The following is a 25,547-nucleotide window of genomic DNA, read 5'->3' as shown; positions in this document are numbered from 1 at the left end:
AATTATCAAGCACACTCCCACTCAGCGTCGATAAAAAGGTAATTATTTGTAGCTTTTGGGATGCAGAAAAACAGATTGCCGTTTGCTTTTGCTAAAGAGGTACAGGCAACTGGATTTTTATACGCTCCATCTGATGCAGTTACATTGACAGCAGTATCAATTAACGGTCGGTACTGTGACGGTATCGTAAAAGCATTGTTGTACACATTATTTGCAACAATTATAGAGGTTGTGTAGATTTCCATATTCAGATGTATTGCGTTACCAATCTTGTAAGAGTTGTTTGCTATTACTTTCCAAATCCCAGTGTTCAATCCGAGATCAGTCGGTGTGAGCGTCTTTTTATCGTGATACAACTGTAACTCCGACAAATCTTTATTTATCGTAGGGATTGATGGCATAACCTTCAACAGCTTCTTGACCTCTGTCACATTAATCCCGTTCAAATGCACTTCAAACACCGGACAATCGTCAACGAGATCCCCCTCCTGTAAATTTCCTTGCGTATATGTCGGCACTGACGGGGATCCTGATGTCGGATTTCCCATAATTACAATCCACTCATTTTTCTCAATCCCGGTCTCCTTGTTTTTGGTATACCTGTTCACAACGAGATCAATTCGCTTCATTCCCTGTGATCCATTTCTGATTGTAACTGTGTCATATGTACCTAAATCCACCGTAGATAAATTACCGTGGTGACTCATAATTCCGCTTCGGATTTTAAGGCTGTTGTTTGATACAAGTTCCGGCTCTAAGAGATCCCCGCTTGTCAAAATATAACTTTCCTGCCCCACAGTGTCCTCCACGAACTGTCGAAACTGCTGCGCGGCAACATGTGGTGTTCCTGCTTTTCCTGTCATTATTTTCATTCTTCGCCGTCTCCTTCCAATTTGTAAGTCTTGAATTCTACATTATCTATCTTTTCATAGATAATATTTTCAATCTGTTTTGCCCCATACAGTCCTGTTAAATAATCTCGCCCACCGACAACGTCTCCGATTCCAGCTTCTATTCCCAATTTTGCAATATCCATCCGAAAGCTCTTTTTATTCATTAACTTCCGAAAATATTCTTCTGCTTTTGACCTCAGTTCTTCTGTCTCTGTCGATGTATTTTCGTATACTTGCGTTATTTCCTGCAATCCTTTGTAATGCTGCGTTGTTGATATGCTACCGTCCGGCTGTGCATATAGATGCAGTATCATCCTGTCCTGCATTTCTCCTTTTCCTGCAACAATCAAATGGTTCACCCCATCACGTTTATCGTGCATCGTATAGTTAATTCGACTGTCTTTTGACAATTCAATCCGATCAGAATAATCTACGACCGGAACTGCCTCAATTAATAAATAACCTGTCTCCCGATTATCTCTGCGAAAGCTCAACTGCATACGATAGCCTTTACTTTCCAGCATTTTTACAATACCGTCGTACAATGTACAGTATCGTTCAAATTGATAATTATCCACTCGGATACCTGTATCTTTCCGAGACACAGAAAAGAGTCCATCGAACTCCGGCTCGATCAGACTCTTCATCACCTCGTGTAATTCTCCTGACACCTTTTTATAATCCGATCCACTGATCGGCTCTATCACTTTCATCTTAAGTCGTCCACGCCATGACAGCCCTCTTAATTCCACATAATCAAGTGCCGTATCTGTCAGTATTTCTCCGATAATCCCTCCATACTCCGTATCCATGACATAAATATAATTTGAAAAGGTCAACTCTGGTCTCCAGTTACACCGCGCAATCTGCAAGACAAAATTCTTATCGCCATTCAGATCCACTGTCAAATTCGCATCCTTTACAGCGCCAATCTCTCGTAAATCCTGATCAGCCAGTATTACCATTTTGCTTCCCTCCTCTCCAAGAACAGAGTAAGATCAAATCCGAATTCCCCCGACCAGTTGATCTTCAGCAAACCAGACGGAAGTTGTTCAAAAATTGATTTTCCCAAAGCTCGATCATGAAACAGGTTTTGAACTGTTCCATTCACGAGATATTTCTGCACAGTATAATCGCGGCTGTCGATAATCATATACTCTTCCTTTTCGAGCGTCGCAAAAACTTCAATAATTTGCTCATTAATTAAGATACGTGGATTCACACACGGACCATACACTATCATCTGATAATCGTTTGATCCGATATGATCAACTTCCCATACTGCAGTTCCTTTTCGCGCGTCCGTAAAATCAAATGAGAAATCAAACGGAAAATCCAAGCCTTCTAATGCACTGGCTTCTGTCTGCGGATAAAATGACCTGCTTTCCACCATCACCCATGATAACTTTTCTGCCGTAAATGACAGTTCGGTTTCGATAACTGTAAATGACTTCCAAGTAACCTTCTTCGACGCTTTGATCCTGCATGGGAGATATGTACCATTCACATGCAGCTTTCCAAATTTTCCAGTTTCGGCATCAACGCCAAGAACACGATATAACCGCTCCATATTTTGGGATACATCTTCCTTGTTGGCGCCAAAAACATCAAGCTGCACAGTCCTAATAAATCCCCCGACATCATCCTCCCATTCTGCATCAAACCAGTCAGCCTCTGCAGTAAGAAATGGATAAGACAGCAGATTTAGTATTTCTCCTTTAGAATTTTCATAGTATGCTTTTATCATATCCGTGGTATCGCTCCTTTCGGCAGTGACTTGTCGATCCTCTCTGTTCCCAAATAAATTGGCGCAGGCTTTTGTTTCTGCACTACTGCTGCAGTATATTTCCCAACCGCTTTTGCAAGCCGATTTATTTCTGTATCGGATAAGTGCAGCATCATTTCCGCCTGGTGTTTATTTAAGATCATACTGTTTGTTTCAATTCCAAAGGATCTTGTTACCCTCGCAGCATTCAACGCCATCGTTTCTCTCATCCGATCTGTCACACTGGACATATCAAGCGATTGCAGCGCTACATTTGCAAGCTCCTTCGATGCATTTCCTACACGCTTTTTCTCACCGGCAATTCCAAGCTCAAAACCCTGCCCGAAATACTTGCCGAGCTTCATCGTTTCTTTTGAAGGGGAATGGGAGTCGATCGTTGTTTTTGCAGACTCTAACGCTTGTGCCGCCAAATTTGCGGCTGCCACAACCCCCTGACCGACCCACGCTTGGATTCCGGACACAAATCCTGAACCAAACCCGTATCCTGCATCATATCCTGTCTTTGACCTTGCCCCTGAATCTGCGCTGTCGTTGATTGTTCTACCTGCCGTCTTTGCGCGATCCGACTGGCTCTCCATTCCTTCCGCATATTTTGACGCCGAATCCTTACCGGTTGACTTAAGTGTTCCATCCTCGCTTTCGATTGCCGCGATCATCGCCTGCATTCCGCTTTTCGCTTCCTCGCTTAAGTTCCCTTCAAGATCTGCATTTTTCATCGCGGTAAGCAATTTCTGTGCGCCATCTGCACCGACACTTTCAAGCAACGATTTCATATTTTCGGAAGATGATCCGATTGTATTAAGTGCAACTCCCATCGCATCCGCAGTACTATCAATCGTAGACTGCTGCACCTCTGCAAGCCCTTGCTCCTGCGCCGTAAGGATCGACAATAAAGAATCCCCAGTTGTCTGCGCCTGTTCAAGAGCTGCTTTTGACCCGGAATCCAAAGTCGTATCCAGTCCGCTTTGTATTTCCGCCAATGCGCTGTTAATTTCCTCTGTACTGCCACTCATAACAGCCTCTGTCAGTTTGTTGTAATCAGCAATCACTTTCTGATTATCTTTCACAGCCGCTTGATTTACATCGAAAGCCGCTTTTTGTTCTTTCAGCTTATTATTGACGCCCTGCAATTCATCTTTGATTTCAGCGTACCTGCTTGCATCCGCATAGTTTGTCGATTTCGCTAATTCTGCCGCCTCTGCTTCCAGTGCAAGCTTCTCATCTTGGAGTCGGTTTACATCATTGTAGGACTGCGCCAGTTTTGCTACATTTTCAGCCTGCTCTTGGATTGCCTGTGCATATTCGCTTTCCATCGAATCCATAACCGCCTGTGCTTTTTTCGCGGCAATCAGATCATGGATTGATCCCGTAAGCTGCTGATAATTACCGATCACCCCATCTGTCAGGGCAATCTCCATTCCAAGCGCGCTCGACAGTTCACCGGCGATATAATTCGCCCTTGCCTCATAACCGTCCTTTACACGCCCATTTTCATCGGTGATTTTTGTCAGCTCGTTCCATAAGGACTCAGCTTGATCTATTTCCACTGTGCTGGCGTTAATCGTTTTCTGACGTGCTGCTGCCTCTTCCTCAATGTTTTTAATTGCTTCTTTAGACGCTTCGATATTTTCTTTTTGATTCTCCGTTAGTTCTCCTGTGGCAGATGCTGCGCGCTTCTGAGTAAGTGCATACGCGCCGATTCCAGCAACAAGAGCCCCGATTGCAGTAACGAGCAGTCCGATCGGGTTTGCCTTCATGACGGCGTTCCAAGCAGCCTGCGCCGCCGTCGCAAGTTTAATCTTTCCGGTGCACACGCCAACAATCATCTCTTTTGCTGTCAGTGCTCCGGAGGCTGCAAGAACTTGAAGAGCATTCGCTTTTTCTGCCGCGGACAACATTTTCGCTGTCGCTGCCAAAGTTTTGGCTGCTTTATTTGCACTTGTCAATACCTTATAGCCTTTAAATGCTACAAAAGCTGTTGTTGCAGATGCGGCAAGCAAATCCAAGTGATCTCCGGCAAAATCTAAGGTTTTCGTAAGCGGAGGAAGCGCAGCATCTGACAGTTTCCCAACAACATCGATTACATTTTCTAACGTATTTACAGCCGTTTTCCCGGCTTTTTTTAACCCGCCTGATTCCAACGATTCGGAAAGTGCATCAATCGCCTTTTCCGCCGGTTTTCGTAAACTGTTCGGAAGCAACTCCGCCAAACCACTGGCCAGCGCGTCTGCTACATCCCCGGCAGCTCCAAGCAATTTTCCTTTATTGTTTACGATACCGGATGCAAACGACTCGATAAAGCTAACCGCCGCATCGATCATTTCCGGGGCATGTGATGCCGCTGCTACTGCAAGATCGGCAAATTCATTTCCCGCCACATTCACAGCCGCTGCAATTCCTCCGTCTGTCAATGCGTCTGTAATGTGATTTACACTTTCTGTTGCACTTTGTGCTGCCTCTTTTAAGCCTCCTGACACCTTTTCGTAGAAGACGATCGCAAGACTTTCCGCTGATCCGCCAAGCTGCTCCACCGCTCCTTTTAAGTTATCCTGCATCGTTTCAGCCGCAGCTTTCGCTGATCCGTCACAGGTTCGATAAGACGCTGTCAGTTCATTGATTTTACCTTCGCCCTCATTGATCAACGCCAACATTCCCGAAAGCGATTCCTGCCCATAAAGAGTAACAAGGTAATTATTCTTCTGCTCGTCCGTCATTCCGGCCATTGCATTCCGAAGCATTCCAACCTGATCAGACAAGGATTTCATTTTCCCATCTGCATCATAGAAAGAAATACCTAGGTCATCCATAGCGTTCTGCATATCATCTGTCGGCTTAGACAATCTTGAAATTGCTCCGCGGAGCGTTGTTCCTGCTTGACTTCCCTGTATGCCGGCATTCGCCATAATACCGATTGCCGCTGCTGTCTCCTCAAAAGATAGTCCTGCTGACCGTGCAAGAGGCGCTACATACTTCATCGCCTCTCCGGTTTCTGCCACAGAAGAATTTGTCCGGTTCGCATTTTCCGCAAGCACATCGGCAACGTGCCCCGCTTCTGAAGCCTCCATGCCGAAACCTCGCAGGGCGGACGCTGCAATGTCAGAACTACTTGCCAAGTCCTCTCCTGATGCCGCTGCCAAGTCAAGAAGTCCCGGCATTGCCTCCATTGTTTCCGCTGTCGTAAATCCTGCCGCCGCAAGGTTTTCCATCCCTTCTGCCGCCTGTGATGCCGAAAACGATGTTTCTGCGCCAAGCTCGATCGCCTGTGCCTTTAACTTTTCGAATTCTTCCCCAGTTGCGCCGGAAATTGCTTTTACACGCGACATCTGCGACTCAAAATCAGCGCCGGTTTTGGCTGCCGCAGTTGCGACTCCGGCAAGTGCCGTCGCTGTTCCTGTTATTGCGGCGGCTGCTACTTTTAATCCTTTTTTAGCAACATTGCTTATGCGTTCCACCGCACCACTGATACTGATACTCGACCACTCCCAATGCTTATATGCAGAAGTTGACGACATACCAGATGATCGCTCAATTTCACTCCACGCTTTTTTGAATGCATCGCTCGCATTCATCCCCTGTTTCCGATATTCTGCCGCAAGAGTTGCCGCTTGAGCCTTCATTGATTTTTCGGTATTTTTTAACCCTTTTTCTATCCCCGACGAATCCAAATCGGTTTCGATTACAACTTTTCCGTCTGCCATTTATTTCACCTACCTTTCTGAATTTTTGTATAAAAAGAACACCTACCATTTCTGATAGATGTTCTAATTATCATTATGCTGTTTTAAGCCATCTTCTCTTGGCATACATTTTTCTTCTAATGCAAATAATCTTCCTTAGTTTCTGCGTCGCGCTGTATTATCATTCGATAGCTTCCGTCATCATTTTTTTGAAGGAAGTATGAGATTCCGTTTGCCACTTCGATTATAGCATCTGTAGGCTCTGTTCCTAACTCTTTCAAGCTATCCGCAGATAAGTTCAATGGAATTTCTTTTGAAGAATTATTGTTATATACTCCTGATCCTATTAGTGCCATTACACACATTGATGAAAAATATTCTTCTCCCTCTGCCGATACTGATACTAAAGTCAAGTTTTCATCTTCGTCCCCCAAAATAGTTATCATCGCACCATTTTCTGATTCATAAAGAATCTCCATTGTAGACCCATCAGACGCTTCTTGTACTCCTTCAGAAACAAAACTATATTCATCCGATGACTGTAACATAGAATACATAAAACATACATCGTCTATTGTCTTTGTAAATGGTAACGGTTTTTCTATACTTTGCAGTACCTTGTCAAAATCTGCGCTGTAATCTTCATCAGAAGTTTGCAGAGTCCCCAGCATAAAACTCACAAGTCCAAATCCGCAATCAAAAGTCACCATTGATACTGAATAATCGTCTCCTGCCATTTTGACTTTCATCTCAAATTTGTAAGCTTTCTCATCATTAACAACTGTCTCGGATTCATTGACCAATTTAAACTCTTCAAAGCCGGATGCCATCCCCTCTATAAATGATTCTCTATCACTATCATTAAGAATACTTACCTCTGACTCAGAATACATTACCGTCAACATACCTTGAGAAGGGTAAAAATAGAGTGTATTTTCAGTGAATTTTTCTCCTTTCTCCCACGCTTCTGGCACTTCAAAAGAATACCCTGCTATATTTTCATTTTGATTCGTACTTGAATCAAAATCATTTGTAATACTTTTCTCTTTCCCGCATCCTGCCAGCATTCCGCAGCACAAGCATGCCGCCAGAAGCACGCTCAAAAATTTTTTCATTTACTTTTTCCTCCATTTCTCATTCCTTCCACACCACGCTTTGATTATACCAGTGCTCACAATGAAAGACAAGGAATCTCATTTGTTTTCTACAGCAATTTGCTCACATCTCCTCCGTGAATCAGCGCTTCTTCAATCAATCTTTCCTTTTCGCTCATCGGTGGAAGTTTTTGTTCTAATCCATAATATCTCTGCATCGCTCGGTAAAATTCCTGTTCGGTTTTGGATAGATTCTTATTCCCTGTGTCGATCGTCCGGTACTCCATCACCTTTTGCAACCTCGTACCGTTTCCAAGGTTTTCTAGAAGAATCATGAATTTCCACCAGTGCATATCGGATTCCTGTAGATCGATTCCGTATTGCTGCATAAATCCCGCATAAATCAGATCTGCATCTTCTTCAAAATCAAATGGCTGCTTATCATTCAATCCTGCAATCTTACTTGGGAACTTCCGCTTAGACGGTTCTCGACCACAGGAGAAGAACCAAAACATTTGATCCACATGCTCCTCGGAGAAAATTTTCTGTTTTTGATAAAATAAGAGCAGGATTTGCAGAAGTTCCTCTTGAGAAAGTTCTGTTTTCCCGCTCTGTATTTCATAGCATTTCAAAATTGTGCGAAAATCAGAGGACACCGGACAGTCTACCCCATTTACCCACACACTTTTCGGAAACGCTTCCGTCAGCACGCTCATCGTTTTTTCAAGGCTTCTATCTTATCCATTTCTTTATCAAAAGCCTCATTCTGTCGGATCTGTTCCTCTACAAGCAAATTGAACGCCGCAATATATTTCAGCAGGTTATTTCCTGACCCACAAACCTTTTCGCCAGTTCCTTCTCCAAACACATCATCAAAAAACTGCTTTATTGTACCACACAGATATTTGTTTTTTTCCTGCTCTGATCCTTTCGGACTATTTTCTTTGATATGTCCCCTTTAAGCTGTGCGGAAATGTACAAATAACAAGTTTCCGGCTTTGCTTCCGCATTTTTAATAGCGGTTTTGCCTTTTCTAATCGCTGCAATTCCAGCTTTCGCGTCTGCGATCGCTTCCGCAACCTTATTTTCAGATGGTGCATATCCTGCATAAGATGAAAGTCTCCAAGCATCAAGTTCCGGAACGACCTGTGTCCTCAAAAATTCTCCGGAAAGACGCCCGAAGGCAACACCTGCAGATTCAATGTTGTCCATCGCATCTACAGTAAACATACGGCCACGATCATAAGTACACTTCTTAGTCTCGTACTCAAGCGTGACGTCACCTGCAACATATCCTGTCTGCTTATTGTAATTTGCAAGACCGGACATCGTCATTTTCGGAATCAAAATTTCATTTGCGTTCGCACCCTCTTTTACAAGTTCGTTCGGTCCGTCCAAAACGGCTGTAAGAGATGCCAGTTTATAAACTTCATCAAGCATAGTAGCATACGCTTTTCTTAATGCAATCGTATTTGCCATATCTTTTTACCTCTCTCTTTCTAAAAATAAAAATTATTTGTTTGTCGGAAGTCCCATAGCTGCTCTGATTGCTGACAGATTATCTCCGCCAACATCAGCACTGCCTCCGGTTGCTCCGACTGCGTTCATAAATGGTTCGTCAGAACCAAACAAATAAGCATCGGACTCCTTCACGGTTTCCAATGCCTTCTTAATGTCCTCAGACTGGTTTTTTGATGCTTTCAATGCTTCCATATCAAGCATAGCCATGACTGCTTTTTCATTTCTTCCACCGGCTGACTTGATAGCCTCTTTGACGGTATCGGAGAAAATGCGGTCTGCTTCTTTTGCAGCGTATTCTTCATCCTTATCCTTCAACTGCTTGTTCAAATTTTCAATTTCACTCTGCATGGCTGCCGGATCTACATCCTTGAACTTTTCCAAAGATTCTGTTGCAGTTGCAAGCTGGTCTTTGTAATTGTCACGCTCTCCCTCGGCTTTTGTAGTCTTTGCCTGTTCCGCAGCAACGTCCTTTCCATTTTCTGCCATGATTTTGTCAACAACATCCTGTTCCAATCCAAGTCCTTTTAAAAATTCTGCCTTCATATTACACTCTCCTTTCTTCCGTTCTTTTACGTCTGCCGGAAAAAGACAATAAAATAAGACGCGTCACCCTGCGTCTCAACGGGAGATAACTGGATCACCATTCCTTTCCTACATCCTGTTCAAAAAGTTTCATGACAATCCTCCTTTCTTAAAAATGGGTATAAAAATACCACTCACTCCGAAGAATGAATGGTATTAATTACTAGAATGTCTCTGATGAAGAATTTCATCATACAGTCTATACAACTTCTTACCTAAATTATTAACAGTTTCTTGATGATCTAAACCTCTATATACAATTTCATCGTTTACTAAAAGTTGCAGTTCTTTTATATCGGACACTTCTAACTCTTTTGCATCAGAATCTATTTTCCTTTGGCTTAAAATCAAAGATTGTGCATCTTCAACTTCTTCTAAGAGAAGTTTCGACATCTCATTATTTAATTTTATGATCATATCATCGCCTCCTACTGCGGATTACACTGAATTAAAATTCCTGTATTGGGATTTACCGATACAATGCACCTATCTGTAACAAATTTAACACTGTCAGGATCTCTCTTTCTTGTTCTGACTCCCCCGTACAAAAGTGCATACCATATATCCTCAATATCAACTCCACTTCTTGGTCTCTCGGTCTTCGGGTCTTCTTTTGTACCTATGACACGTTCTATAAAATGTTTGCTCTGTCCTGAAATCTTTATCCCATTGGATGTCTTCATGCCAACAAGCTCTTTTTCTATTCTGTCATGCAATTTTTTGTAGTTTTTAAATCCGGATAATGGGGATATCATTCCGTTTGCAACAGAATTTTTATAATCTGTCAACAAATTAAACTCTTTAGGTTCATTATACTTCATCTGCCGGAAATCAGCAAGGCTGCCGACATCATCTCCAAGTATATTTCTGTACCGGTAATACTGCTTTGAATCTCTATCTGCATTTCGAATCATGTCAGCTGTATACCGCGCATTCTGTTTCTTTGAATTTGTGGCTACTCTTCCGCGCATATCGTAATAGATACGCTCTCTTTCTTCTGTCAGCCCCATCTTCTTACAGAACCGGCTATACTCATTCAACTGCCCTTGATACTTGGCTCTTGCAATCATCACATCATCCGGATCAGCGTCACCCTTCTTCAATAGCTCAACCTTTTCACGCTGCGCCCGCATACAGGTCTCCATCTGTCTCTGACGTTGCTTTGCTTCATACAGAGTATATTCTTTGCCGTTAAAGCTCTTCGGCGTGTTTTCCTTGCGATTCTGCTCTTCCAGCCATTCATCCGTCCAGTTCCGAACAGAAATGCCGGGAACAAAAGGATAATACATATGATAACAATTCGCACCGAGTAGCCCGGTCACAGTTCCAAGACCACACACCGTCGTAAGTTCTTCTTTGCTATATACTCTGCCCTTCAATCAGGTATTTCATATCACGCTCGATCGTGTATTCAAACGCATCCAAACTGTCGATATCTGTGCTGCCATCATCCAGGCGATCATCCTTATCTTTCACATCCTTATTCCAAACTGCATCCGAAAATGCCGTATTCAAGCTTTCGCAGTCTTTTGTAATAAAAAACCGCCCTGCTCCCATGAGCTTGACGGTACATCTGATTCTGTCATTTATCGTTGCTTTTTTTGCCTTACGAACCGATATCCAAGGATACTGTTTCTCCACTGCGTTCCGAATAGAATTTCCAAGAACCGTCTCCGCATTATCATAATAAACGGTTTCCACATTGCAATATTCCACATAATCTCCGTGTCGGATAACAACCCCATATTCTTCAATCACTTCTCCAACAAAGTCGCAAAACATCTTGTCCAGCATATTGCTGTCTATATCCTCATTTTCATCCTTTGCCATGATTCTACGGGATTTTAGTGCAATTACATCTCTGTAATTGTCTGTATATCCTCTGGCAACAAAAGAATGACCGGACTGATTTCCACCGAAGTCTAAACCAATCTCTATTGATGTGATATCTTCCTTCCTGAACTGCTTCACTTCTGCATCCGGATTCAGCTCTTCCACAACTTCACATCGGTATGCATCCGGATTATCCGCAAAACGCTTATAGATTGCCCCCTCTGCACGTTTCCACATTCCTAGTATAAGCCGATCATAATAGATTGTACCCTCGTATTCTTTGCAGAGCTGCTGCACAAATTCTTCTGGCAAGAAAGGATTGTCAAAAATGGTGTATCTCTGCAAATAAATATCCAGCTCTATGTTATCCAGAAACTCTTTTAGCCAGTGTGTAGGATGCTCCGGGTTACATGATCCATCAAAACAGGAATATGGTTTATCAAGACGAGATTTCAACATTTGGAACACTTCCTTGTTCCACTTTGCCACCTCGTCTCCGTAGCAGTACTTAATGGATGCCCCTTGAATCTTTGCCACCTGACTAATTTTCTCTGCTCCTAGACAGTAAACATCCTCTCCACAGATCCGCGCTACATTCCGGTTGTTAATCGTTCCGATCAACTTGTCTGTGTAAATCTCTCGCATCGGCTGCAAAACATTTCGTTCGATAGACTCTTTCGATACGCCAAGAATCACATTTAATCCTGGCTTGCCTGCACGCTCTCTGATCCGGAAAGGAATCACAAACGCAGTGTCGACATAAGACTTTCCGGATCGCACAGCTCCGGATTTAATATTCCAACGATGCGTCGCATTCACAATATACTCATTCTGTTTCTTGCTTAACTGCATTATCACGCACCTCTTTTAGTATCTGATCCAGTTTATCAAGAGCCTCTTCCGTTTCATTTTCACCAGTAACCGCCTGCTTGCGTGCTTTCTTAAGCTCTGTATCTGCTTCACGGTTCAACCGGTTCTCGTCAGGTTCAGAAGACTGGCCAGAGTATTTTGCAACAAAGGTGGCTGCCTTCGTATCTCCAGCCAACGCCTCTTTAATCTGCGCCATCAAAAGAGCTGACTCTAAAGTACACTCAACACCAAGTGCCTCTAGAACCGGCTTCCATTCTTCACTATCTATTTCAGCAGTAAGCAGCATATTCAGCGTCTTCCGGAAATCTGCTTTCCGACGCCTCGCTTCTCCGCTTGCTTTACCTCCTTTTGATGTAATAATCCGTAGTTCGTCCGTTGTTCGATGATCAAATCCTTTATCTTTTATGTTTTCATAATTCGCCACGTCACCACCTTCCTCTACTTAAAATTTTGCATTAGAAAAGCACCCTTTCGGATGCCTTATACCTGTCTGTTCTTCGGCTCCACCGCTTCAGACCGGACATTGTGTGTCTGGTTCTGATTCTCCGGTTTTACCTTTTCCGTTATGCTGTTGAACTTATTCAAGTTCTTCTGTCTGTTTTCCTGCTCCTGCTGCTTTTTGTTCATACCATCACCTCGGGGATAGTATGTGCACAGGAAATGGAATTATGTATGAGAAAAGCACCCCGAAGGGTGCTATTCACAATTTATATAACTAGAGAATTAGTTAGCACTTTTTGTTATTCCAAGAACGCTCATAATCGCATCCTGAAGCAATTTTGAATAGTTGATTCCAGCTTTTTCTGCTTCTACATTCATCCAGTATGGAATCGTACAATTTTTCTTTACCGCTTTGTTATCCACCTTTCTTCTGTATTCCACAAAATCAACATCAACTAATGTTACAATATCTTCTTTTGCCGCATTAATTCCTGCAATATTGGGTTCCGGAAGTACTTTTCCTTCATCCATCAAGTCTATTCCCATGAGACCGATTGCATCCCTTGCCATTTCCATTGCGTCTGCAATATCCATTCCCTGTGTCGCAATATCAAAATCCGGGATCTCCACATAGAAAAATCCATCATCTTCTTTCGATATTACAACAGGATATGCCCTTCTTCCTTCTTTCATTGTGATTCCTCCTCCACACATATAAACGCGTTCTCACTTAATAAAACTTCAAGAAAGTGGGACTATTTCAGTCCCAACTTCTTAATAATGTTTCTTGCAAGTCTCTCGTTGATATCTGGATGTCTCGGAATGGGTTCGCTCCTATGACCATCCGTATATATGTCATGGTTTCCACCATTTCTCTTTATATACCACCCGTTATCTTCAAGCAACTTAACTAATTCTCTACGTTTCATTAAGCAAGCTCCTTTCTCTTTATACGTATATTATACGCATAAATATATCCATTGTCAATAGTAAATACGCATTTTATACGCATTTCTTTAAATCAAAAAACGCCCCGCAAATGCAGGACGTCTTTACTTGGTTTATGCAAGAGTAGGGGGAAGAGCCGCAGGCGCTTTGCCTTTTGGCTCTAGTATTATTATACATATGCTTTTTATGCGTGCTATGCGTTTTCTAAATAATCATCAATTCTTCTGCTCACACGGCTCTGATCTAAATGTACCGCTTTCGCAACCGCCTTCTGTTTTCTCCCCTCGACGAAGCACATCCTGAAGATCCGCCTTGTAATGCTATCAGTTATCGCTTCCACCCATTCCTCTATCTCCACACATTCCTGCTCCAGCTGCTCCTTCCGTCGCTGATCCCGGTCCTGAAGGCGATCATGCTTCTCCTTGTCGAATCCTACCACACCCTGTGGCATGGGATATCCCTTGCTGTAATCAAAGATTACGTCATTCCCTATCAACCCCTCATCTCTCCATCGGTTTTTGAGTATGTAATCCAGCTCCAGGATCTCATCCTTTTTACTCCGGTATCCCTGGAGCAGCTCCTTTGTTATCTCCACCCGCATCACCCCTTAATCCACATCGTCTCTGTAAATATTCCCACGCTGTCTCCCGCCGGATCTGCTGCCCCTGCGCCCGGATCAGCGCGGCAGCGCTAGGTTCGTTTGTATTGCTCAATGTATCAGCTCCTTTTTCGGTCTGCCACGTTTCCGCATCCCTTTTAATCCATACGCTTTCACTCCAGCTATAACCGTTGCTACTGATATGTCTAACAAATATGCTATTTCTACGTTCGACTTTCCTTCATTCACGTATTTTTTCAGTTTCTCTACGTCGTAACACTTTCTGTACATTCGTTTCCGTGATTCGTCTTTTCCCGCATCGCTTTCCATTTTTACCTCTCCATTAAAATCAACTTAATTCAACCGATCTAACGGACATTCGCCGCTCTCTCGTTGCACATCACACTCACCGTAGTCGTCTATCGTATTTCTGTACTCACAGTAGTTTTCGCAAACGTCCTCACAAACCTCTTCAATGATCGTTACTATGCTTTTTGTTTCATTTTTCATCTCCACTCTCCTTTCGATCAACTCGTGAATGACTTAAGCAAACCTAATCTGCCCACTCCCTTCTTCCTCTGTTCGGAAGTTCGGCAACCGTTCTCCAACCTTCAGATACGGGCAATTTGCTTCTACCAGTTTCTGTGCCATAATCGGCACAACACTGTTCCCAATCCGTGCCACCTGTTTTGTAATCGGATATGATTTCCACCTGTAATCCCGGTCAATGATGTAATCCTTCGGAAAGCCCTGCATCAGTTTCAGTTCTTCCGGTTTTAGCATCCTGAGGAAGATGTCATTCAGGATATACTTTTCCCCCTCAATATCCAACACTACATTCACCAGTCCGAAATGCCCCGGCGATGTTGTAATGGTGTGTAACGGTTCATCGCATCCCTGTACGATCCCGCTTTTATAGAACTTTGTAATAAATGCGGTTACGAGTCCGTACCGATTGCTGGTATCTATGGTCTTTATTGGCTCCGTCAGAAGTTGCCCACGGGACTCTCCTGCCTTTGTCTCTCCGTGGTATTGGATCAAAAATGCAGTTACAAGTCGGTTATGATCCACAGTTGTTATAGTACTACACGGATTACTCAAGTCGCTCCCACAGCCTGCATAATTTCCGCCATATGCCTTGTCCAAATATGAAACAAACAGTTTTCCCCCATCCTTTACAATATATGGTGCAGGATTTTCAATGATATATTTTCGAATTCCGTTTGCAATTCGCTTCATAGTCGCATCTGCCAGTGGCTTCGGTCTATCAAATATAGACCGTCCCAAATCAGACCAGTCTATGTAATCTCCGCATGCCTTCCAGTGTGGTTCTCTATCCTTGAAATGTGTCGGTGCCGGCCAGACAATCTCCCGACCATCCCTCCGGAATATTGCGTACCAACGTTTCCGTGTTGTAGGCGCTCCATAGTCTGCTGCCACAAGCTCCCGGCAGTCAAATACATATCCGAGAGACTTCATGGCTGTTATGAACTTCTGATAATCCTCTCCGCGGCGCTCCTTGATCGGATGTCCGTCTGCGTCAAGCGGGCCCCACTGTTGAATCTCTTCCACGTTTTCCATCAGGATTATATCCGGTAGGATAGCCTTCGTATGCTTATACACGGCCCACGGAAGGATCCTTAGACCTCTCTCACGGGGTTTCCCCCCCTTTCGCCTTGCTATGGCTCGTACAGTCCGGCGATGCCCACATAAGAGCCACATGCCGGCCTTTCACATATTTTTTCAGATCCACCCTAAAAATATCTTCTGTCAGATGTAATGTATTCGGATGGTTCGTTTTATGCATCAGAATTGCATCCGGATCGTGATTGATTGCAATATCGACCGATCGCCCCAGCGCCATCTCAATTCCTACGCTTGCCCCACCTCCACCGGCAAAGCAGTCTATTATCAAATCTCTCTTCATCTCTCGCAAGAAGCCCGGTATACCATTGCCCCGGCCGGAGGCTGACTCCTTTCTTTTTTTTACTCAGATAAAAACCACCATATCTTTTGATTTTTACCGTATCCTGTCTGTGCTGTGTCTACACCGATATCTCTCTTTGCTTTATTGAGATCCGCTCTCTTGATCCCTGTAGCATCTGCCATCCTCAATACTTCCGCGCCATCGATCCGACCGCCTGCCAATGTCTCTTTCAAAAAACGAACTGCTTTGTCGTAATCGGTCATCTTTAGCACCTGTGCACATTCCTTAACATCTTCCTTTACTTTCTCAAGCTGAAGGGTATTTGCATGAACTTTACTCCAAATTTTCTCGATAAGCTCCCCGTACTCTATAATAGCCTGATGGATTTCTCGCATTTCTTTGTGCAGGTTTTCCAGTATCTTGATTTCTCCCTGTGATCCAGTTGCTTCCTCCTGCTTGATCAGACTCCCCTGTTCCAATCCGAGCAGCAGACACATAAGCCATTCTACCTCCGCTGGCTGATCCGGATTCTTTTCCATCAAGCCGACGAAGTTCTTGTTCTTCGTCATGTCCCTAGATAAATCTGCTTTTGTCTTACCCTGTTTTTCCAACTCTAGGCAGAGACGATTATAATCAATCGTTACTTTCTCCATTCTTTTGCTGTACCTCCATTCTCTCTCATGAGACGGTCTATAAGATTCACCGTAGCTGACACAATCTCTGTGGCGAACTGCGTCTTATCTGATCTCTCATATATATCCTGCGCCCGCTCGTGCACTTTGAAGCACTCAACGGGCGTCCCTGTCGCATCGCAGAACTCCCGAATTAGCTTCCAGGACTCTGCGATCGGAAAATAAATCTTCCTAAGCTGATCAGCATGTTGTCCTTCTGGATCTGCGTCATTCGTGCCAACGCTGGGTTCATGCCTTTCTTCTTTATCACGCCTATTCCTCCCAGTATTCAATCACATATTCCATCTGCTGCGTCTTTCCGGATGCTTTTCCTGGAATCGGCTGTCTGTTCAGTTTTACCGCATACCCAGCCTTTAAAAGCAATGTTGCAACTTTAAGCCGGTCTTCTTCGCTCCACTGAACAGAGCCTTTCCGGATACTCCGGATTACATTTCTTTTAGTTTCTCTTGTCTCGTCCATCATTTTCCCTTTCTGCATTTCATGCCTTTGTGGAAATACATCTCTGTCCGACGTTTTGTACGAACATATTCATAATCTCCGACAATCAGCTCACCGCACAGGTAGCAGATCTTTGCATCGTCTGCCTTTACCTGCTTTGCATCCTCTTTCTTTTTTTCATCACGACCACTCCTTAATCTGCTCTACTGGTCCCGACCATGATGCTTTTTGGTACCAAATAAACTGCATGATCACTGGATCGTCTTGATATTTCTTTTCTAAATCAGAGGCGGCATCATTGATATATCGCACATACCCATCTTCAAGATATTTTTTATACGCTACCCACATGGTGTTATACACATCTGTGATCTTCTCATGCAGGTCTTTCACTTTTTTATCCATAAATACCTCCAAAAGTAACAAGAACATTGTTTTGTAACACGATATTTCAAAAAGTAACAAATGCATTTGTTACCACGCAAACCCGCGTATTTACTAGGTTTATCAGCACTTTTCCGAGCGGTAACATTAGTAACACCTCTTTTCCCTTATAGGGTGCGGAACGATATATATACATATATTTCAGATATATATAGGCGTTTTCGAATGTTACCCCTGTTACTTTGTTACCGTTATTTAAACGGGAGCTCTTCCTGCGATACATCCGTCGGCTCGAATCCGTCCTTGTCTTGGAATTCGTTCAGCTGCAAGAATACGCAGCGAACCGGCTTGCCGTCGATCTTCTTCAGCTTTGTCTGGTTCTTGCCGTCTGTCTGGATAATTCCCTGCTTATCCGCCCAGTTGAGGAATGCCTTGTAGGAATAATCTCCCTGCCGGCACAGCTCCTTCACAGCCTGAGGGTACATGATTGCATATCCTTCGCTAATAATCCCCCATTGCTCCGTCGTTGCCGCGGCATCAAAACGCTGCCGGTTCATGTTAATCTTGTCAAGCAGATAGTGGTAACAACGCTCATGCTCTGACACCTCACTCTTATCCACAAGGACGCTTTCAGCTTCCTGTACACTGATATATTCTCCATCATAAAAGATATGATCCGTTGCTATCCGATCAGCCAGCAACAGGACCGACATGGCTATGCTCTGTTTCTGCATTTTATCAACGCTGAATAGCTCCTTTTGAAGCTTTTGCTGTATCTCCCTGAGTTCTTCCGCGCCCATCTTCTTTATGACCTGCACAAACCGTTTCCCGGCAAATCCATAGTTCTTTTTGAGCAGCTCCGCTGTATATTGTGGGTCCTGATATACCTTTTCACCACATTCAATCTCAAGAATACGGTTAATCGCGCCACCCTGCGACACATAGGACGTCAATGGGCGCTCCCCGTTTGTAAGGATCGTATTCTTCCATCGATTCTCCCGGCGGATTCCAAGTTCTTTATTGGATCGACTCTTGCCCTTCCCAGAACACAAATCATACACGACGCCCTCGAAATTATCTCTGATCCGACTGCTAGTCTTGCTGGTATCATCCAGCATCAAAGGAAGATGGTTCAGTAAGTCCGCGCGAATCTCCAACTGTGTGTCCGTTGTCTTGAAATCGCCTATGTACTGGTTATTGTCCGGATTCGCCCAAATCGAAGCCGCAAGCATCATGGAGACAGATTTTCCCCCTTCCGTCTCGCCCCAAAGATCAACAATAAACGGAAGAGCACCTAAACGGTTGACTAGAATACTTGCAAAGGATGCTGCTAGAGAAAATTTGATCTCCAACCGCCCTGTCCTGCGTAATGCCTTCACATGCTCCAGCCACTCCTGCCAGCTTCCATGCTCTCGGATACTCTCGTATACTTGTCCGAATGCCATATCCCCATCAAAAATAATCTCCGTATCATACGGCAGAAAACCATCTCCGATCCAGCCTAGTTTTGCGCTCGATCTTTGAATTGGGATCTCGTCATCGTTCATATTTTCTACGTCCGACAGATATTTCACCAACAATTTTGCATTTTCGGATGTGACTGCTACACCGAGCTTGGACAACGAGACAATCTTGCTTGCCGAAGATATAATATCTTTTGGGACGGCAATCTCTGTCCAGCGGTGATTACGTTTATACGCCAGCCGGATCTGTTCTTCCCCTGTCTCCAGGTTCCGCATCCTTCCGATCGGCATGATTGGATGGTAACAGACGATCACCTCGTTGGAATAATCCTTATTGAATGTCCGTATACCATTGTCTGCGGCAAGCCAGGATCCGCACTTCATAGAGTCGTACTTCCCAGTAAAATTCGTCCAGTTTTCAATGAGTGTCTGACTCTGCCGCTGTTTCTGCTGAGTTTCCTTCTCAGCTTTTTCGAATGCTTTCACCATTGTGTCAAACTGCCCTTTTACTCCGAGCTCCTTTGCACGATCCTGAAAGGAAAGGAGCATCTGTGCCCGTCTTATAGCATCCTCCTGCTCAAAGATTTCCACAAAGACTTCCTCTGCCAGGATTCCTTTTTTATCGTAACTGTTTAAAGGTTTCATATCGCTCCTTATCACCTCGGTTCATTTAAAACTTCGTGTAAATACAGTTGATACTGCAGCTTGTTATAGCTTTCCGTCCAGAGATCAGAAAGCGGCACTGTAAGTATCAGACAGTCTCGATATATGTCGATCAGCTCGCTATTGACTTTCCGCCGCTCTTCCAGATTCTCTTTCTGCCTTTGCTGCATCTCCCACTCTTTCCGGGCGTGATACCGCGACATTCGTTCTCCGAACGTCTCTTTTTTCTGCTCGTATGTTCCGCCCAGATTGAAAAATGCTTCCCGGAATGTGATATCTTCCATTTGGCTTACAAAGTCAAAAATATCCCCATGAGCCCCGCATCCGAAGCAGTAATAGCTGTCCTGGTAGATCTTCATGGATGCGGTTTTCTCTTTATGGAACGGGCAGCAGATGAAGCCAGCTCTGTTCGGTTGCATCCCATACCGCCCTAAAATATCTCGCATGCTATAAGTTTTCTTAATTTCTTCACTGTTCATAGTCCATCCATCAAAATCCGAATAATCTCTTTTCCCGTCTCGTCCTTATCACAGAAAAGGAATCGGCAACCATACTTCTGTTCCTGAGTACAGAGAATTTTATACAATACATCGCCTGTCATAGCCTTTGTTTCGACATCCTCCCACTTTCCAGTGACCCGATTTCGCTGTCTCTTCCATCTGCGGGGATTATCCCACCATGCCACGTCCTGCAGGCAGGTAATCCCCTTCCCGTGCTCCACCAGGATCACTAGCTGGATCTCATTTTTCTGTGCAAGGATCAGCTCCCTTCGGAACCGGTCATGATCGTTGCAGACGTTATTGCACAGCTCTGACAGGTTCTGCTTTCTGTCGATAATCAGCCGGGGATTATCATAGTTCATGTAATCCCCGACCATCAGCTTTGATACCGGATGCGTAATATTCTGTCGGTCAAACTCCGCCACGATCTTCGTGATCGCCCGCGCCTTTTCCCTGCTGTCAATCTGTATAATCATTCACATCACCTCAATTAAACGGCAGTTTTTCGTCAATCCCGTCTGGGATATTCATAAATCCGTCTCCATCTTCTTGTCCGAAGCCTCCGCCATACTCCATATGGGCTCCACAATCCTGCGACGAACTCTTGCTCTCCCCGAATCCGACCTGCTCCGCGATCACATCCGTTGTATATACTTTTACACCGTCCTTGTTTGTATAAGATCCAGACTGAATCCTGCCAGTCAGCTCCAGCTTCATGCCCTGGCGGAAATACCGCTCAATAAATTCCGCTGTCTTTCCAAAAGCGACACAGCTGGGGAAGTCTGCCGTTGGTCCGCCGTCCTGTTTAAAGCGGCGGTCTACCGCAAGGGTAAACCGCGCAATGCTTGTCCCGCCATCCGTGTACCGCACATCCGGATCCCTGGTGAGACGGCCTGTTAAATTCACACTATTTATGCTCATCTGATGCCTCCCGCTTTAAATTCTTTGTTACTTCAAAAATCTTCATGGCTTGCTTAAATTCCTCTACAGTCATTTCTTCGATGCTCTTTGCCTTTGAATGCAACCGATCAAGGATCATTTTATCCGACACACCAGTCCGCTTCTGTTCAGCGCGGATCGTATTCACCATCACCTCAGTTACCTTCCTGTCTTCGCTTTCCTGCGCAGCACCTCTCTTCTGCTCCGGATTGCCCTCTTTATTTTCGGCCGGCTGAGCTTTTGCCGATTCTTGCTTCTTTGCAGCGGGTGCTGATGTCTTACCTTTTCCAGCATTCTTTTCCTGGGTCGTCTTCCCATCCATGTCATGGATCTCCGCATCCGGATCCGCCATATCCTCAACCGGAATGCAGAAGAGCTGGAAGCACAGATACTTATATGCGATCGCCATGGCTTTGTTAATAGCCTTATCCCCTGTATCCATAGCCTCACCTTTGAGGACGGTCTCAACATGGGATCCATCTTCCGCGTATACCGTATATTTCATTTTAAGAATGACAGAAGTGACCCTGCCTCCGCTTTTGCTCGTTCCAATCTCCCGGATCTCGTCCAAAATCTCCGGAAGAATAAATACTTTGTTCTTTGCCAGAGCGGGATTCAGGACGCTATAAACGTCGTCCACACTCCTGTACTTAAAGCCCTGCTGCTTATTAACCTTATCCTTGGACACCACGCCGATGTCATTGATCACGCCTGCAATAGCCGCGTAAATCTTCGGTGCTCCTGGAAGCATTGCCTGTCCTTCCTGCATTATCCGTCCCTCCGTTCGTAATAAACTCCAATGCTATCCAGTGCCATATCAATAGCCTGGATATCTTCATCGGATGCCACCACATGATAAAACACAGTCCGGGTGTCCGGCTGCACAAACGGCATCACATCATCACCACCAGACTTTTCGGTCTCAAGCGGGGCAACTGCCGCTTCCTGTCTTGCGGCCTGGGATTCTCTTGCTTCTGCTTCCTGACGCGCCTGCTCCCGAATCCTCGCTTCTCGCTCAATAGCTTCTCTTTCTGCTACACGGATCCGTTTTTCCTCAGCAAGACGCCTCCTTTCTTCCTCTTGACGTCTGCGCTCCTCTTCCCTGCGCATGATCTCAGCTTTCTGCTGTTCATAATTGTTTATGTAGGCAACTGCCTTAGCCATATCCTGAGAATCCTTATAAATCTCAAGCGCTTTTTCCACAGCATCTGACTGCATCCCGGAAATAGTGCTTACTGCAATTCTGGCACTCTCTACAGCAGTAGCTATGCTCTCCCTGATAGATCTCATGGTTGTAGTGGCATTCTCCCATTTTGTGTCGTAAATTCTTCCAAGGTCACAGTACTCTTCCATGTCACCAATGATTTCCTGATAGATTTCCTTGATCTTCTCACGCCGTTCCTCTCTTCTCTTCCGTTCAAAGTCCTTCAGCTGAGAATCAATCAGGCAGATGGGTTCATCAATCTTCTCAGTCAAGTTCTTCATCTTCGCCTCGAAGTCCTCATAGGGTTTCATCCATTCTTTCTTTACGCCCTTCCGCGCATCTTCAAAGTCCTTTTTCAGCTTTCTGAGGTTGGCTACCTCTGATTTTGCGATGCTCTTGCTTTCCTCGGTAAATACCGCACCTTTATACTCCGCCAGTTTCGCATCCAGAGCTTTTTCGATCTCATCAAAATTCAACTCGATAACCCCTGGATTCTGCTTCACATTTAATGTCAACTCGTTCATATTAATCTCCTCTCACTTCATACCCTTTTTAATCCGATAAATGTACCAATCAGCCTCTCTATCATTGCTTCTGGATTTTCCGGACCGACAATGTCTTCTCCCACCACAATACCAAAAATCAAGTCCCCAACAATAGGATAACCATGCCTTGCCGTTCCATACAATGCGCACCCTAATGCATTCTCCGAAAGTCCTTTAACAAGCCCCTCTTCATCGACTAGCATAATCACGGACGGATTTTTGAAATAATCCGCCATGAGTTGAGTATGGACCGTCTCAAAAGAACCACCAATTGCTTGCTGAATGCTCTTGAAATCAGAGAAATCCACATCAATAATGGACACTTTATTGTCAGTTGTTACCTTTACAGTTTTCATTTCTTTACAAATCCCTCTTTTTCGTCTAAAATAAAGTTGATCTTTTAACTATGCGCCCAGAGGTTGCCGCCTCATTTATGGGCGCATTTTATTTTGCCATTACCTGCCTTGTGGCCGGATCATAAACAACGATCATGCAATCTCCTGTTTTATCCTTTATAAATGCCTCGTTTCCGTGCATTTCCGTGATGTGTACGCAGTCACAATAAAAGTTCTGGTTGATCCACTTGCGGATCGCATACTCTGCGATCGTCTTCGCTCCTTTGATCATCTTCGCTCACCTCCTTAGATCGGTCCTGCCTGCAAGATATAAATAATCACAGCCATCACCGCATTTAACATCATGCTTGCGACTGTTACCGCGATCAGTCCTCTTGCAGCGCTGTCTCTTTCTTTTCTTTTGCTCCGGATCTTTCGGCTCTCCTGCTTGTGATCCGCTTCCGGCAAGCTTCTCCGTTCGATCGGGATCAGTGCCAGCTCCGGCACTGCCAGTAATTTCATTTTTTCCATGCTTGTCCTTCCTTTCTACCGCTTACGCGGTTTTCTCTATTATGTAGTTTCTGTCAAAAAGAACCCTCTGGTTAACACTTTCTGCAAATGCCTCTTTGTCTTCCAGTTCCTTAACCTCTACTTCTTTTCCGTCAATTACTACAATGCTTTTTATGATCATTTACACCACCTCTCTAAAGCTTATGAATCACTGTTTGTACTTGTTGCGTCGTCCAATGAAATCCCCTATACTTTAATTACCGAGTACCAGTCGGAATAATTATGAAAGGAGTATAATATCATGAAACTAAATTTAAATTGCATACGCGACATTCTCTTAACTCTGTCCGAAAAACTGATTCCCGATGAAAGTGGATATATTGTTCCGCTATCTCCTTCTGAGTTTTCTGAATCTGAACTATCACAATACGAAAAGAATGAAGTGATGTACTGGATTCGTAAACTTATGGATGAAGGTATCATCATAAAAGGGAAAAAATATGTTGATTCTCCACTTCCACTGATTAAAGATATTTCTATGGCAGGATATCAGTTTATCGAAGCCACCGAAAAACCTTCTGCTTGGAATACAATAAAACCAAAACTTTCCGAAATAGCGATATCATCTGTCACAACGCTCATCAATGCTGTTATCAGCTTGACTGTCTCCTAAAATTGTGACATCCATTTCAATTGTCAGAGTTGCTTGGTTGTCTCCTTCCTTTTGGACAACCGAGTATTTTCTGATGCCATAAATTCTTTTTTCATCTAAGAAAATACCGTTATCTACTTTTAATTTGTGCAATCCAGCTATTTCTTTCACACCTCCTCACTCTCCTTTCTCTTCTGCTTCAAAGTCATGCTTATCGAACACCTTTCCTGTTACACTACTCTAGGAAGAACTCAATAGATACCCCGAAGTAGTCGGCGAGAATTTTGAGTTTGTCAGTTTTTACGTTACTCCGTCCGCGTTTCCAATCAGATAAAACTGATTGAGATATTCCTGTATCTTTTGATACCTGATACGCTGTCTTGTTGGTTTTATCCAATAATTCAGCAAATTTTTCGTACACTTTTGCACCGCCTTTCCGTATATAAACAGTTGTAATTACTACGGAAATGTGATAGTATTTACTTGTCAGATAAATTCAACATTTCCGTAGTATGCATTTGGATTATCGGTTTTCCTTTGCATACTCATACTATACTATGTATTTTCGATAATGTCAATTAAATACTATCGGTTTTTCATAGTATCACCCATGTTTGTGAAAGGTGGACAAAAAATGTATGAGATTTTTGAGCAATTACTACAAAAGTATGGTGTTAGTGCATACAAAGTAGCAAAGGCGACAGGAGTGACACAGTCCACTCTAAGCGACTGGAAACGCGGAAGGAGTACGCCCAAATCAGAAAATATGAAAAAACTTGCAGATTACTTCGGCGTTTCGATTGACTATCTTATGACAGGAAAGGAGGAAACTGAAAAAGAGCCAAAGCTTAAACCTAAAGACGAAAAAGACATAAAAGAGATTCTTGCCAACACTGAGCAACTTCTTAAGCAGGATGGGCTCATGTTTGACGGTGATCCGGCATCACCAGAGGCGATTGAGTCTATTCTGTCAGCTATGCAGATTGGCATGGAAATGGCGAAGAAAAAGAACAAGGAGAAATACACTCCGAAAAAGTATAAAAAGGATTGAT

38 protein-coding genes and 1 pseudogene are annotated in these 25,547 nt (G+C 43.9%); 2 read left to right on the top strand and 37 right to left on the bottom strand.

Going from position 1 to position 25,547, the window contains the following annotated elements; translation table 11 throughout:
* Positions 1–5: 5 nt before the first annotated feature.
* The 35 genes and pseudogenes from RUMTOR_RS06205 to RUMTOR_RS13015 all read right to left on the bottom strand — a co-directional run bounded on the left by RUMTOR_RS06205 (position 6) and on the right by RUMTOR_RS13015 (position 24,024).
* A complete protein-coding gene (locus RUMTOR_RS06205; RefSeq protein ID WP_004846326.1) occupies positions 6–872 on the bottom strand; it encodes a hypothetical protein in 867 nt (288 codons plus the stop codon).
* The gene (locus RUMTOR_RS06200; RefSeq protein ID WP_004846325.1) at positions 869–1,858 is read right to left on the bottom strand and encodes a hypothetical protein; all 990 of its coding nucleotides are present in this window, start codon (positions 1,856–1,858) and stop codon (positions 869–871) included. The genes RUMTOR_RS06205 and RUMTOR_RS06200 overlap by 4 nt, the downstream gene beginning before the upstream one ends.
* Positions 1,852–2,640 (bottom strand): hypothetical protein, encoded by a 789-nt coding sequence (locus RUMTOR_RS06195; protein WP_004846324.1) that lies wholly within the window; start codon positions 2,638–2,640, stop codon positions 1,852–1,854. The genes RUMTOR_RS06200 and RUMTOR_RS06195 overlap by 7 nt, the downstream gene beginning before the upstream one ends.
* Positions 2,637–6,377, bottom strand: coding sequence for a phage tail tape measure protein (locus RUMTOR_RS12525; RefSeq protein WP_004846323.1), 3,741 nt, complete (start codon positions 6,375–6,377; stop codon positions 2,637–2,639). The genes RUMTOR_RS06195 and RUMTOR_RS12525 overlap by 4 nt, the downstream gene beginning before the upstream one ends.
* A gap of 116 nt (positions 6,378–6,493) precedes the next feature.
* On the bottom strand, positions 6,494–7,471 hold the full coding sequence (locus RUMTOR_RS06185) for a hypothetical protein (protein WP_004846321.1): 978 nt from the start codon (positions 7,469–7,471) through the stop codon (positions 6,494–6,496).
* Between the two features lie 89 nt (positions 7,472–7,560).
* Positions 7,561–8,166 (bottom strand): Gp15 family bacteriophage protein, encoded by a 606-nt coding sequence (locus tag RUMTOR_RS06180; protein ID WP_004846319.1) that lies wholly within the window; start codon positions 8,164–8,166, stop codon positions 7,561–7,563.
* Positions 8,163–8,339, bottom strand: coding sequence for a DUF6673 family protein (locus RUMTOR_RS13020; RefSeq protein ID WP_330360034.1), 177 nt, complete (start codon positions 8,337–8,339; stop codon positions 8,163–8,165). The genes RUMTOR_RS06180 and RUMTOR_RS13020 overlap by 4 nt, the downstream gene beginning before the upstream one ends.
* On the bottom strand, positions 8,336–8,929 hold the full coding sequence (locus tag RUMTOR_RS06175) for a hypothetical protein (RefSeq protein ID WP_004846317.1): 594 nt from the start codon (positions 8,927–8,929) through the stop codon (positions 8,336–8,338). Before RUMTOR_RS06175 ends, RUMTOR_RS13020 begins: the two co-directional genes overlap by 4 nt.
* Before the next feature lie 33 nt (positions 8,930–8,962).
* Positions 8,963–9,514 (bottom strand): phage scaffolding protein, encoded by a 552-nt coding sequence (locus tag RUMTOR_RS06170; protein WP_004846316.1) that lies wholly within the window; start codon positions 9,512–9,514, stop codon positions 8,963–8,965.
* A gap of 195 nt (positions 9,515–9,709) precedes the next feature.
* Positions 9,710–9,970: a hypothetical protein gene (locus RUMTOR_RS06165; protein ID WP_004846315.1), complete on the bottom strand. Its 261-nt coding sequence runs from the start codon at positions 9,968–9,970 to the stop codon at positions 9,710–9,712.
* An 11-nt stretch (positions 9,971–9,981) separates the two neighbouring features.
* The gene (locus RUMTOR_RS13430) at positions 9,982–10,932 is read right to left on the bottom strand and encodes a phage minor capsid protein (RefSeq protein ID WP_082241027.1); all 951 of its coding nucleotides are present in this window, start codon (positions 10,930–10,932) and stop codon (positions 9,982–9,984) included.
* Positions 10,913–12,238: a PBSX family phage terminase large subunit gene (locus RUMTOR_RS06155; RefSeq protein WP_004846313.1), complete on the bottom strand. Its 1,326-nt coding sequence runs from the start codon at positions 12,236–12,238 to the stop codon at positions 10,913–10,915. The genes RUMTOR_RS13430 and RUMTOR_RS06155 overlap by 20 nt, the downstream gene beginning before the upstream one ends.
* The gene (locus RUMTOR_RS06150; protein WP_044998042.1) at positions 12,213–12,680 is read right to left on the bottom strand and encodes a hypothetical protein; all 468 of its coding nucleotides are present in this window, start codon (positions 12,678–12,680) and stop codon (positions 12,213–12,215) included. The genes RUMTOR_RS06155 and RUMTOR_RS06150 overlap by 26 nt, the downstream gene beginning before the upstream one ends.
* 56 nt (positions 12,681–12,736) lie before the next feature.
* Positions 12,737–12,883 (bottom strand): hypothetical protein, encoded by a 147-nt coding sequence (locus RUMTOR_RS13135; RefSeq protein WP_004846311.1) that lies wholly within the window; start codon positions 12,881–12,883, stop codon positions 12,737–12,739.
* Between the two features lie 96 nt (positions 12,884–12,979).
* Complete coding sequence (locus RUMTOR_RS06145) at positions 12,980–13,390, bottom strand: type II toxin-antitoxin system HicB family antitoxin (protein WP_044998040.1); 411 nt, start codon at positions 13,388–13,390, stop codon at positions 12,980–12,982.
* Positions 13,391–13,452: 62 nt separating this feature from the next.
* Positions 13,453–13,626: a type II toxin-antitoxin system HicA family toxin gene (locus RUMTOR_RS06140; protein WP_004846309.1), complete on the bottom strand. Its 174-nt coding sequence runs from the start codon at positions 13,624–13,626 to the stop codon at positions 13,453–13,455.
* A 212-nt stretch (positions 13,627–13,838) separates the two neighbouring features.
* Positions 13,839–14,246 carry a hypothetical protein gene (locus tag RUMTOR_RS06135; RefSeq protein WP_004846308.1) on the bottom strand — a complete coding sequence of 136 codons (408 nt, stop codon included), beginning with the start codon at positions 14,244–14,246 and terminating at the stop codon, positions 13,839–13,841.
* Positions 14,200–14,358, bottom strand: coding sequence for a hypothetical protein (locus RUMTOR_RS13130; protein ID WP_004846307.1), 159 nt, complete (start codon positions 14,356–14,358; stop codon positions 14,200–14,202). Before RUMTOR_RS13130 ends, RUMTOR_RS06135 begins: the two co-directional genes overlap by 47 nt.
* Positions 14,355–14,573, bottom strand: a complete 219-nt coding sequence (locus RUMTOR_RS06130) for a hypothetical protein (protein WP_004846306.1) — start codon at positions 14,571–14,573, stop codon at positions 14,355–14,357. Before RUMTOR_RS06130 ends, RUMTOR_RS13130 begins: the two co-directional genes overlap by 4 nt.
* Positions 14,574–14,597: 24 nt before the next feature.
* Positions 14,598–14,753, bottom strand: coding sequence for a hypothetical protein (locus RUMTOR_RS13125; protein WP_167528106.1), 156 nt, complete (start codon positions 14,751–14,753; stop codon positions 14,598–14,600).
* Positions 14,754–14,786: 33 nt separating this feature from the next.
* Positions 14,787–16,107 (bottom strand): annotated as a pseudogene (locus RUMTOR_RS06125) (DNA cytosine methyltransferase).
* A 122-nt stretch (positions 16,108–16,229) separates the two neighbouring features.
* Positions 16,230–16,823, bottom strand: coding sequence for a hypothetical protein (locus tag RUMTOR_RS06120; protein ID WP_004846302.1), 594 nt, complete (start codon positions 16,821–16,823; stop codon positions 16,230–16,232).
* Positions 16,811–17,134, bottom strand: a complete 324-nt coding sequence (locus RUMTOR_RS06115) for a hypothetical protein (protein WP_004846301.1) — start codon at positions 17,132–17,134, stop codon at positions 16,811–16,813. The genes RUMTOR_RS06120 and RUMTOR_RS06115 overlap by 13 nt, the downstream gene beginning before the upstream one ends.
* A complete protein-coding gene (locus tag RUMTOR_RS06110; protein ID WP_004846300.1) occupies positions 17,115–17,339 on the bottom strand; it encodes a hypothetical protein in 225 nt (74 codons plus the stop codon). Before RUMTOR_RS06110 ends, RUMTOR_RS06115 begins: the two co-directional genes overlap by 20 nt.
* A 141-nt stretch (positions 17,340–17,480) precedes the next feature.
* On the bottom strand, positions 17,481–17,705 hold the full coding sequence (locus RUMTOR_RS06105) for a hypothetical protein (RefSeq protein ID WP_044998037.1): 225 nt from the start codon (positions 17,703–17,705) through the stop codon (positions 17,481–17,483).
* A 230-nt stretch (positions 17,706–17,935) separates the two neighbouring features.
* Positions 17,936–19,792 carry a DUF927 domain-containing protein gene (locus RUMTOR_RS06100; RefSeq protein ID WP_004846298.1) on the bottom strand — a complete coding sequence of 619 codons (1,857 nt, stop codon included), beginning with the start codon at positions 19,790–19,792 and terminating at the stop codon, positions 17,936–17,938.
* An 11-nt stretch (positions 19,793–19,803) separates the two neighbouring features.
* The gene (locus RUMTOR_RS06095) at positions 19,804–20,289 is read right to left on the bottom strand and encodes a CHC2 zinc finger domain-containing protein (protein WP_004846297.1); all 486 of its coding nucleotides are present in this window, start codon (positions 20,287–20,289) and stop codon (positions 19,804–19,806) included.
* Entirely contained in the window at positions 20,286–20,786 is a 501-nt protein-coding gene (locus tag RUMTOR_RS06090) for an ERCC4 domain-containing protein (protein WP_004846296.1), read from the bottom strand. The genes RUMTOR_RS06095 and RUMTOR_RS06090 overlap by 4 nt, the downstream gene beginning before the upstream one ends.
* Positions 20,787–20,796: 10 nt before the next feature.
* Positions 20,797–21,225: a single-stranded DNA-binding protein gene (locus RUMTOR_RS06085; protein WP_044998055.1), complete on the bottom strand. Its 429-nt coding sequence runs from the start codon at positions 21,223–21,225 to the stop codon at positions 20,797–20,799.
* The gene (locus RUMTOR_RS12520; protein ID WP_004846294.1) at positions 21,218–22,018 is read right to left on the bottom strand and encodes an ERF family protein; all 801 of its coding nucleotides are present in this window, start codon (positions 22,016–22,018) and stop codon (positions 21,218–21,220) included. Before RUMTOR_RS12520 ends, RUMTOR_RS06085 begins: the two co-directional genes overlap by 8 nt.
* Complete coding sequence (locus RUMTOR_RS06075; RefSeq protein ID WP_004846293.1) at positions 22,018–22,977, bottom strand: DUF1351 domain-containing protein; 960 nt, start codon at positions 22,975–22,977, stop codon at positions 22,018–22,020. The genes RUMTOR_RS12520 and RUMTOR_RS06075 overlap by 1 nt, the downstream gene beginning before the upstream one ends.
* Positions 22,978–22,994: 17 nt before the next feature.
* A complete protein-coding gene (locus tag RUMTOR_RS06070; RefSeq protein ID WP_004846292.1) occupies positions 22,995–23,354 on the bottom strand; it encodes a DUF3846 domain-containing protein in 360 nt (119 codons plus the stop codon).
* An 88-nt stretch (positions 23,355–23,442) separates the two neighbouring features.
* Positions 23,443–23,625: a hypothetical protein gene (locus RUMTOR_RS06065; protein WP_004846291.1), complete on the bottom strand. Its 183-nt coding sequence runs from the start codon at positions 23,623–23,625 to the stop codon at positions 23,443–23,445.
* Positions 23,626–23,639: 14 nt separating this feature from the next.
* Positions 23,640–23,864 (bottom strand): hypothetical protein, encoded by a 225-nt coding sequence (locus RUMTOR_RS06060; protein ID WP_004846290.1) that lies wholly within the window; start codon positions 23,862–23,864, stop codon positions 23,640–23,642.
* Between the two features lie 22 nt (positions 23,865–23,886).
* Entirely contained in the window at positions 23,887–24,024 is a 138-nt protein-coding gene (locus RUMTOR_RS13015; protein ID WP_004846289.1) for a hypothetical protein, read from the bottom strand.
* A 120-nt stretch (positions 24,025–24,144) separates the two neighbouring features.
* On the opposite strand from RUMTOR_RS13015, the gene RUMTOR_RS12515 reads away from it, so the two are divergent.
* On the top strand, positions 24,145–24,516 hold the full coding sequence (locus RUMTOR_RS12515; protein ID WP_004846287.1) for a DUF2513 domain-containing protein: 372 nt from the start codon (positions 24,145–24,147) through the stop codon (positions 24,514–24,516).
* Here the strand turns inward: RUMTOR_RS12515 and RUMTOR_RS13010 are convergent.
* Together RUMTOR_RS13010 and RUMTOR_RS13900 are read right to left on the bottom strand one after the other, a co-directional pair.
* Positions 24,466–24,666, bottom strand: a complete 201-nt coding sequence (locus tag RUMTOR_RS13010; RefSeq protein WP_004846286.1) for a hypothetical protein — start codon at positions 24,664–24,666, stop codon at positions 24,466–24,468. The genes RUMTOR_RS12515 and RUMTOR_RS13010 overlap by 51 nt on opposite strands.
* A 64-nt stretch (positions 24,667–24,730) precedes the next feature.
* A complete protein-coding gene (locus RUMTOR_RS13900) occupies positions 24,731–24,916 on the bottom strand; it encodes a helix-turn-helix domain-containing protein (protein ID WP_004846285.1) in 186 nt (61 codons plus the stop codon).
* Positions 24,917–25,129: 213 nt separating this feature from the next.
* Between RUMTOR_RS13900 and RUMTOR_RS06045 the strand changes: the two genes are divergently transcribed.
* The gene (locus RUMTOR_RS06045) at positions 25,130–25,546 is read left to right on the top strand and encodes a helix-turn-helix domain-containing protein (RefSeq protein ID WP_044998036.1); all 417 of its coding nucleotides are present in this window, start codon (positions 25,130–25,132) and stop codon (positions 25,544–25,546) included.
* The last annotated feature ends 1 nt before the right edge of the window (position 25,547 follow it).

Origin of the sequence: [Ruminococcus] torques ATCC 27756 (assembly GCF_000153925.1) — a bacterium.
Classification (GTDB): domain Bacteria; phylum Bacillota; class Clostridia; order Lachnospirales; family Lachnospiraceae; genus Mediterraneibacter; species Mediterraneibacter torques.
Note: the sequence above shows the minus strand (reverse complement) of the source record. Positions and strands in the feature narration are given on the sequence as shown.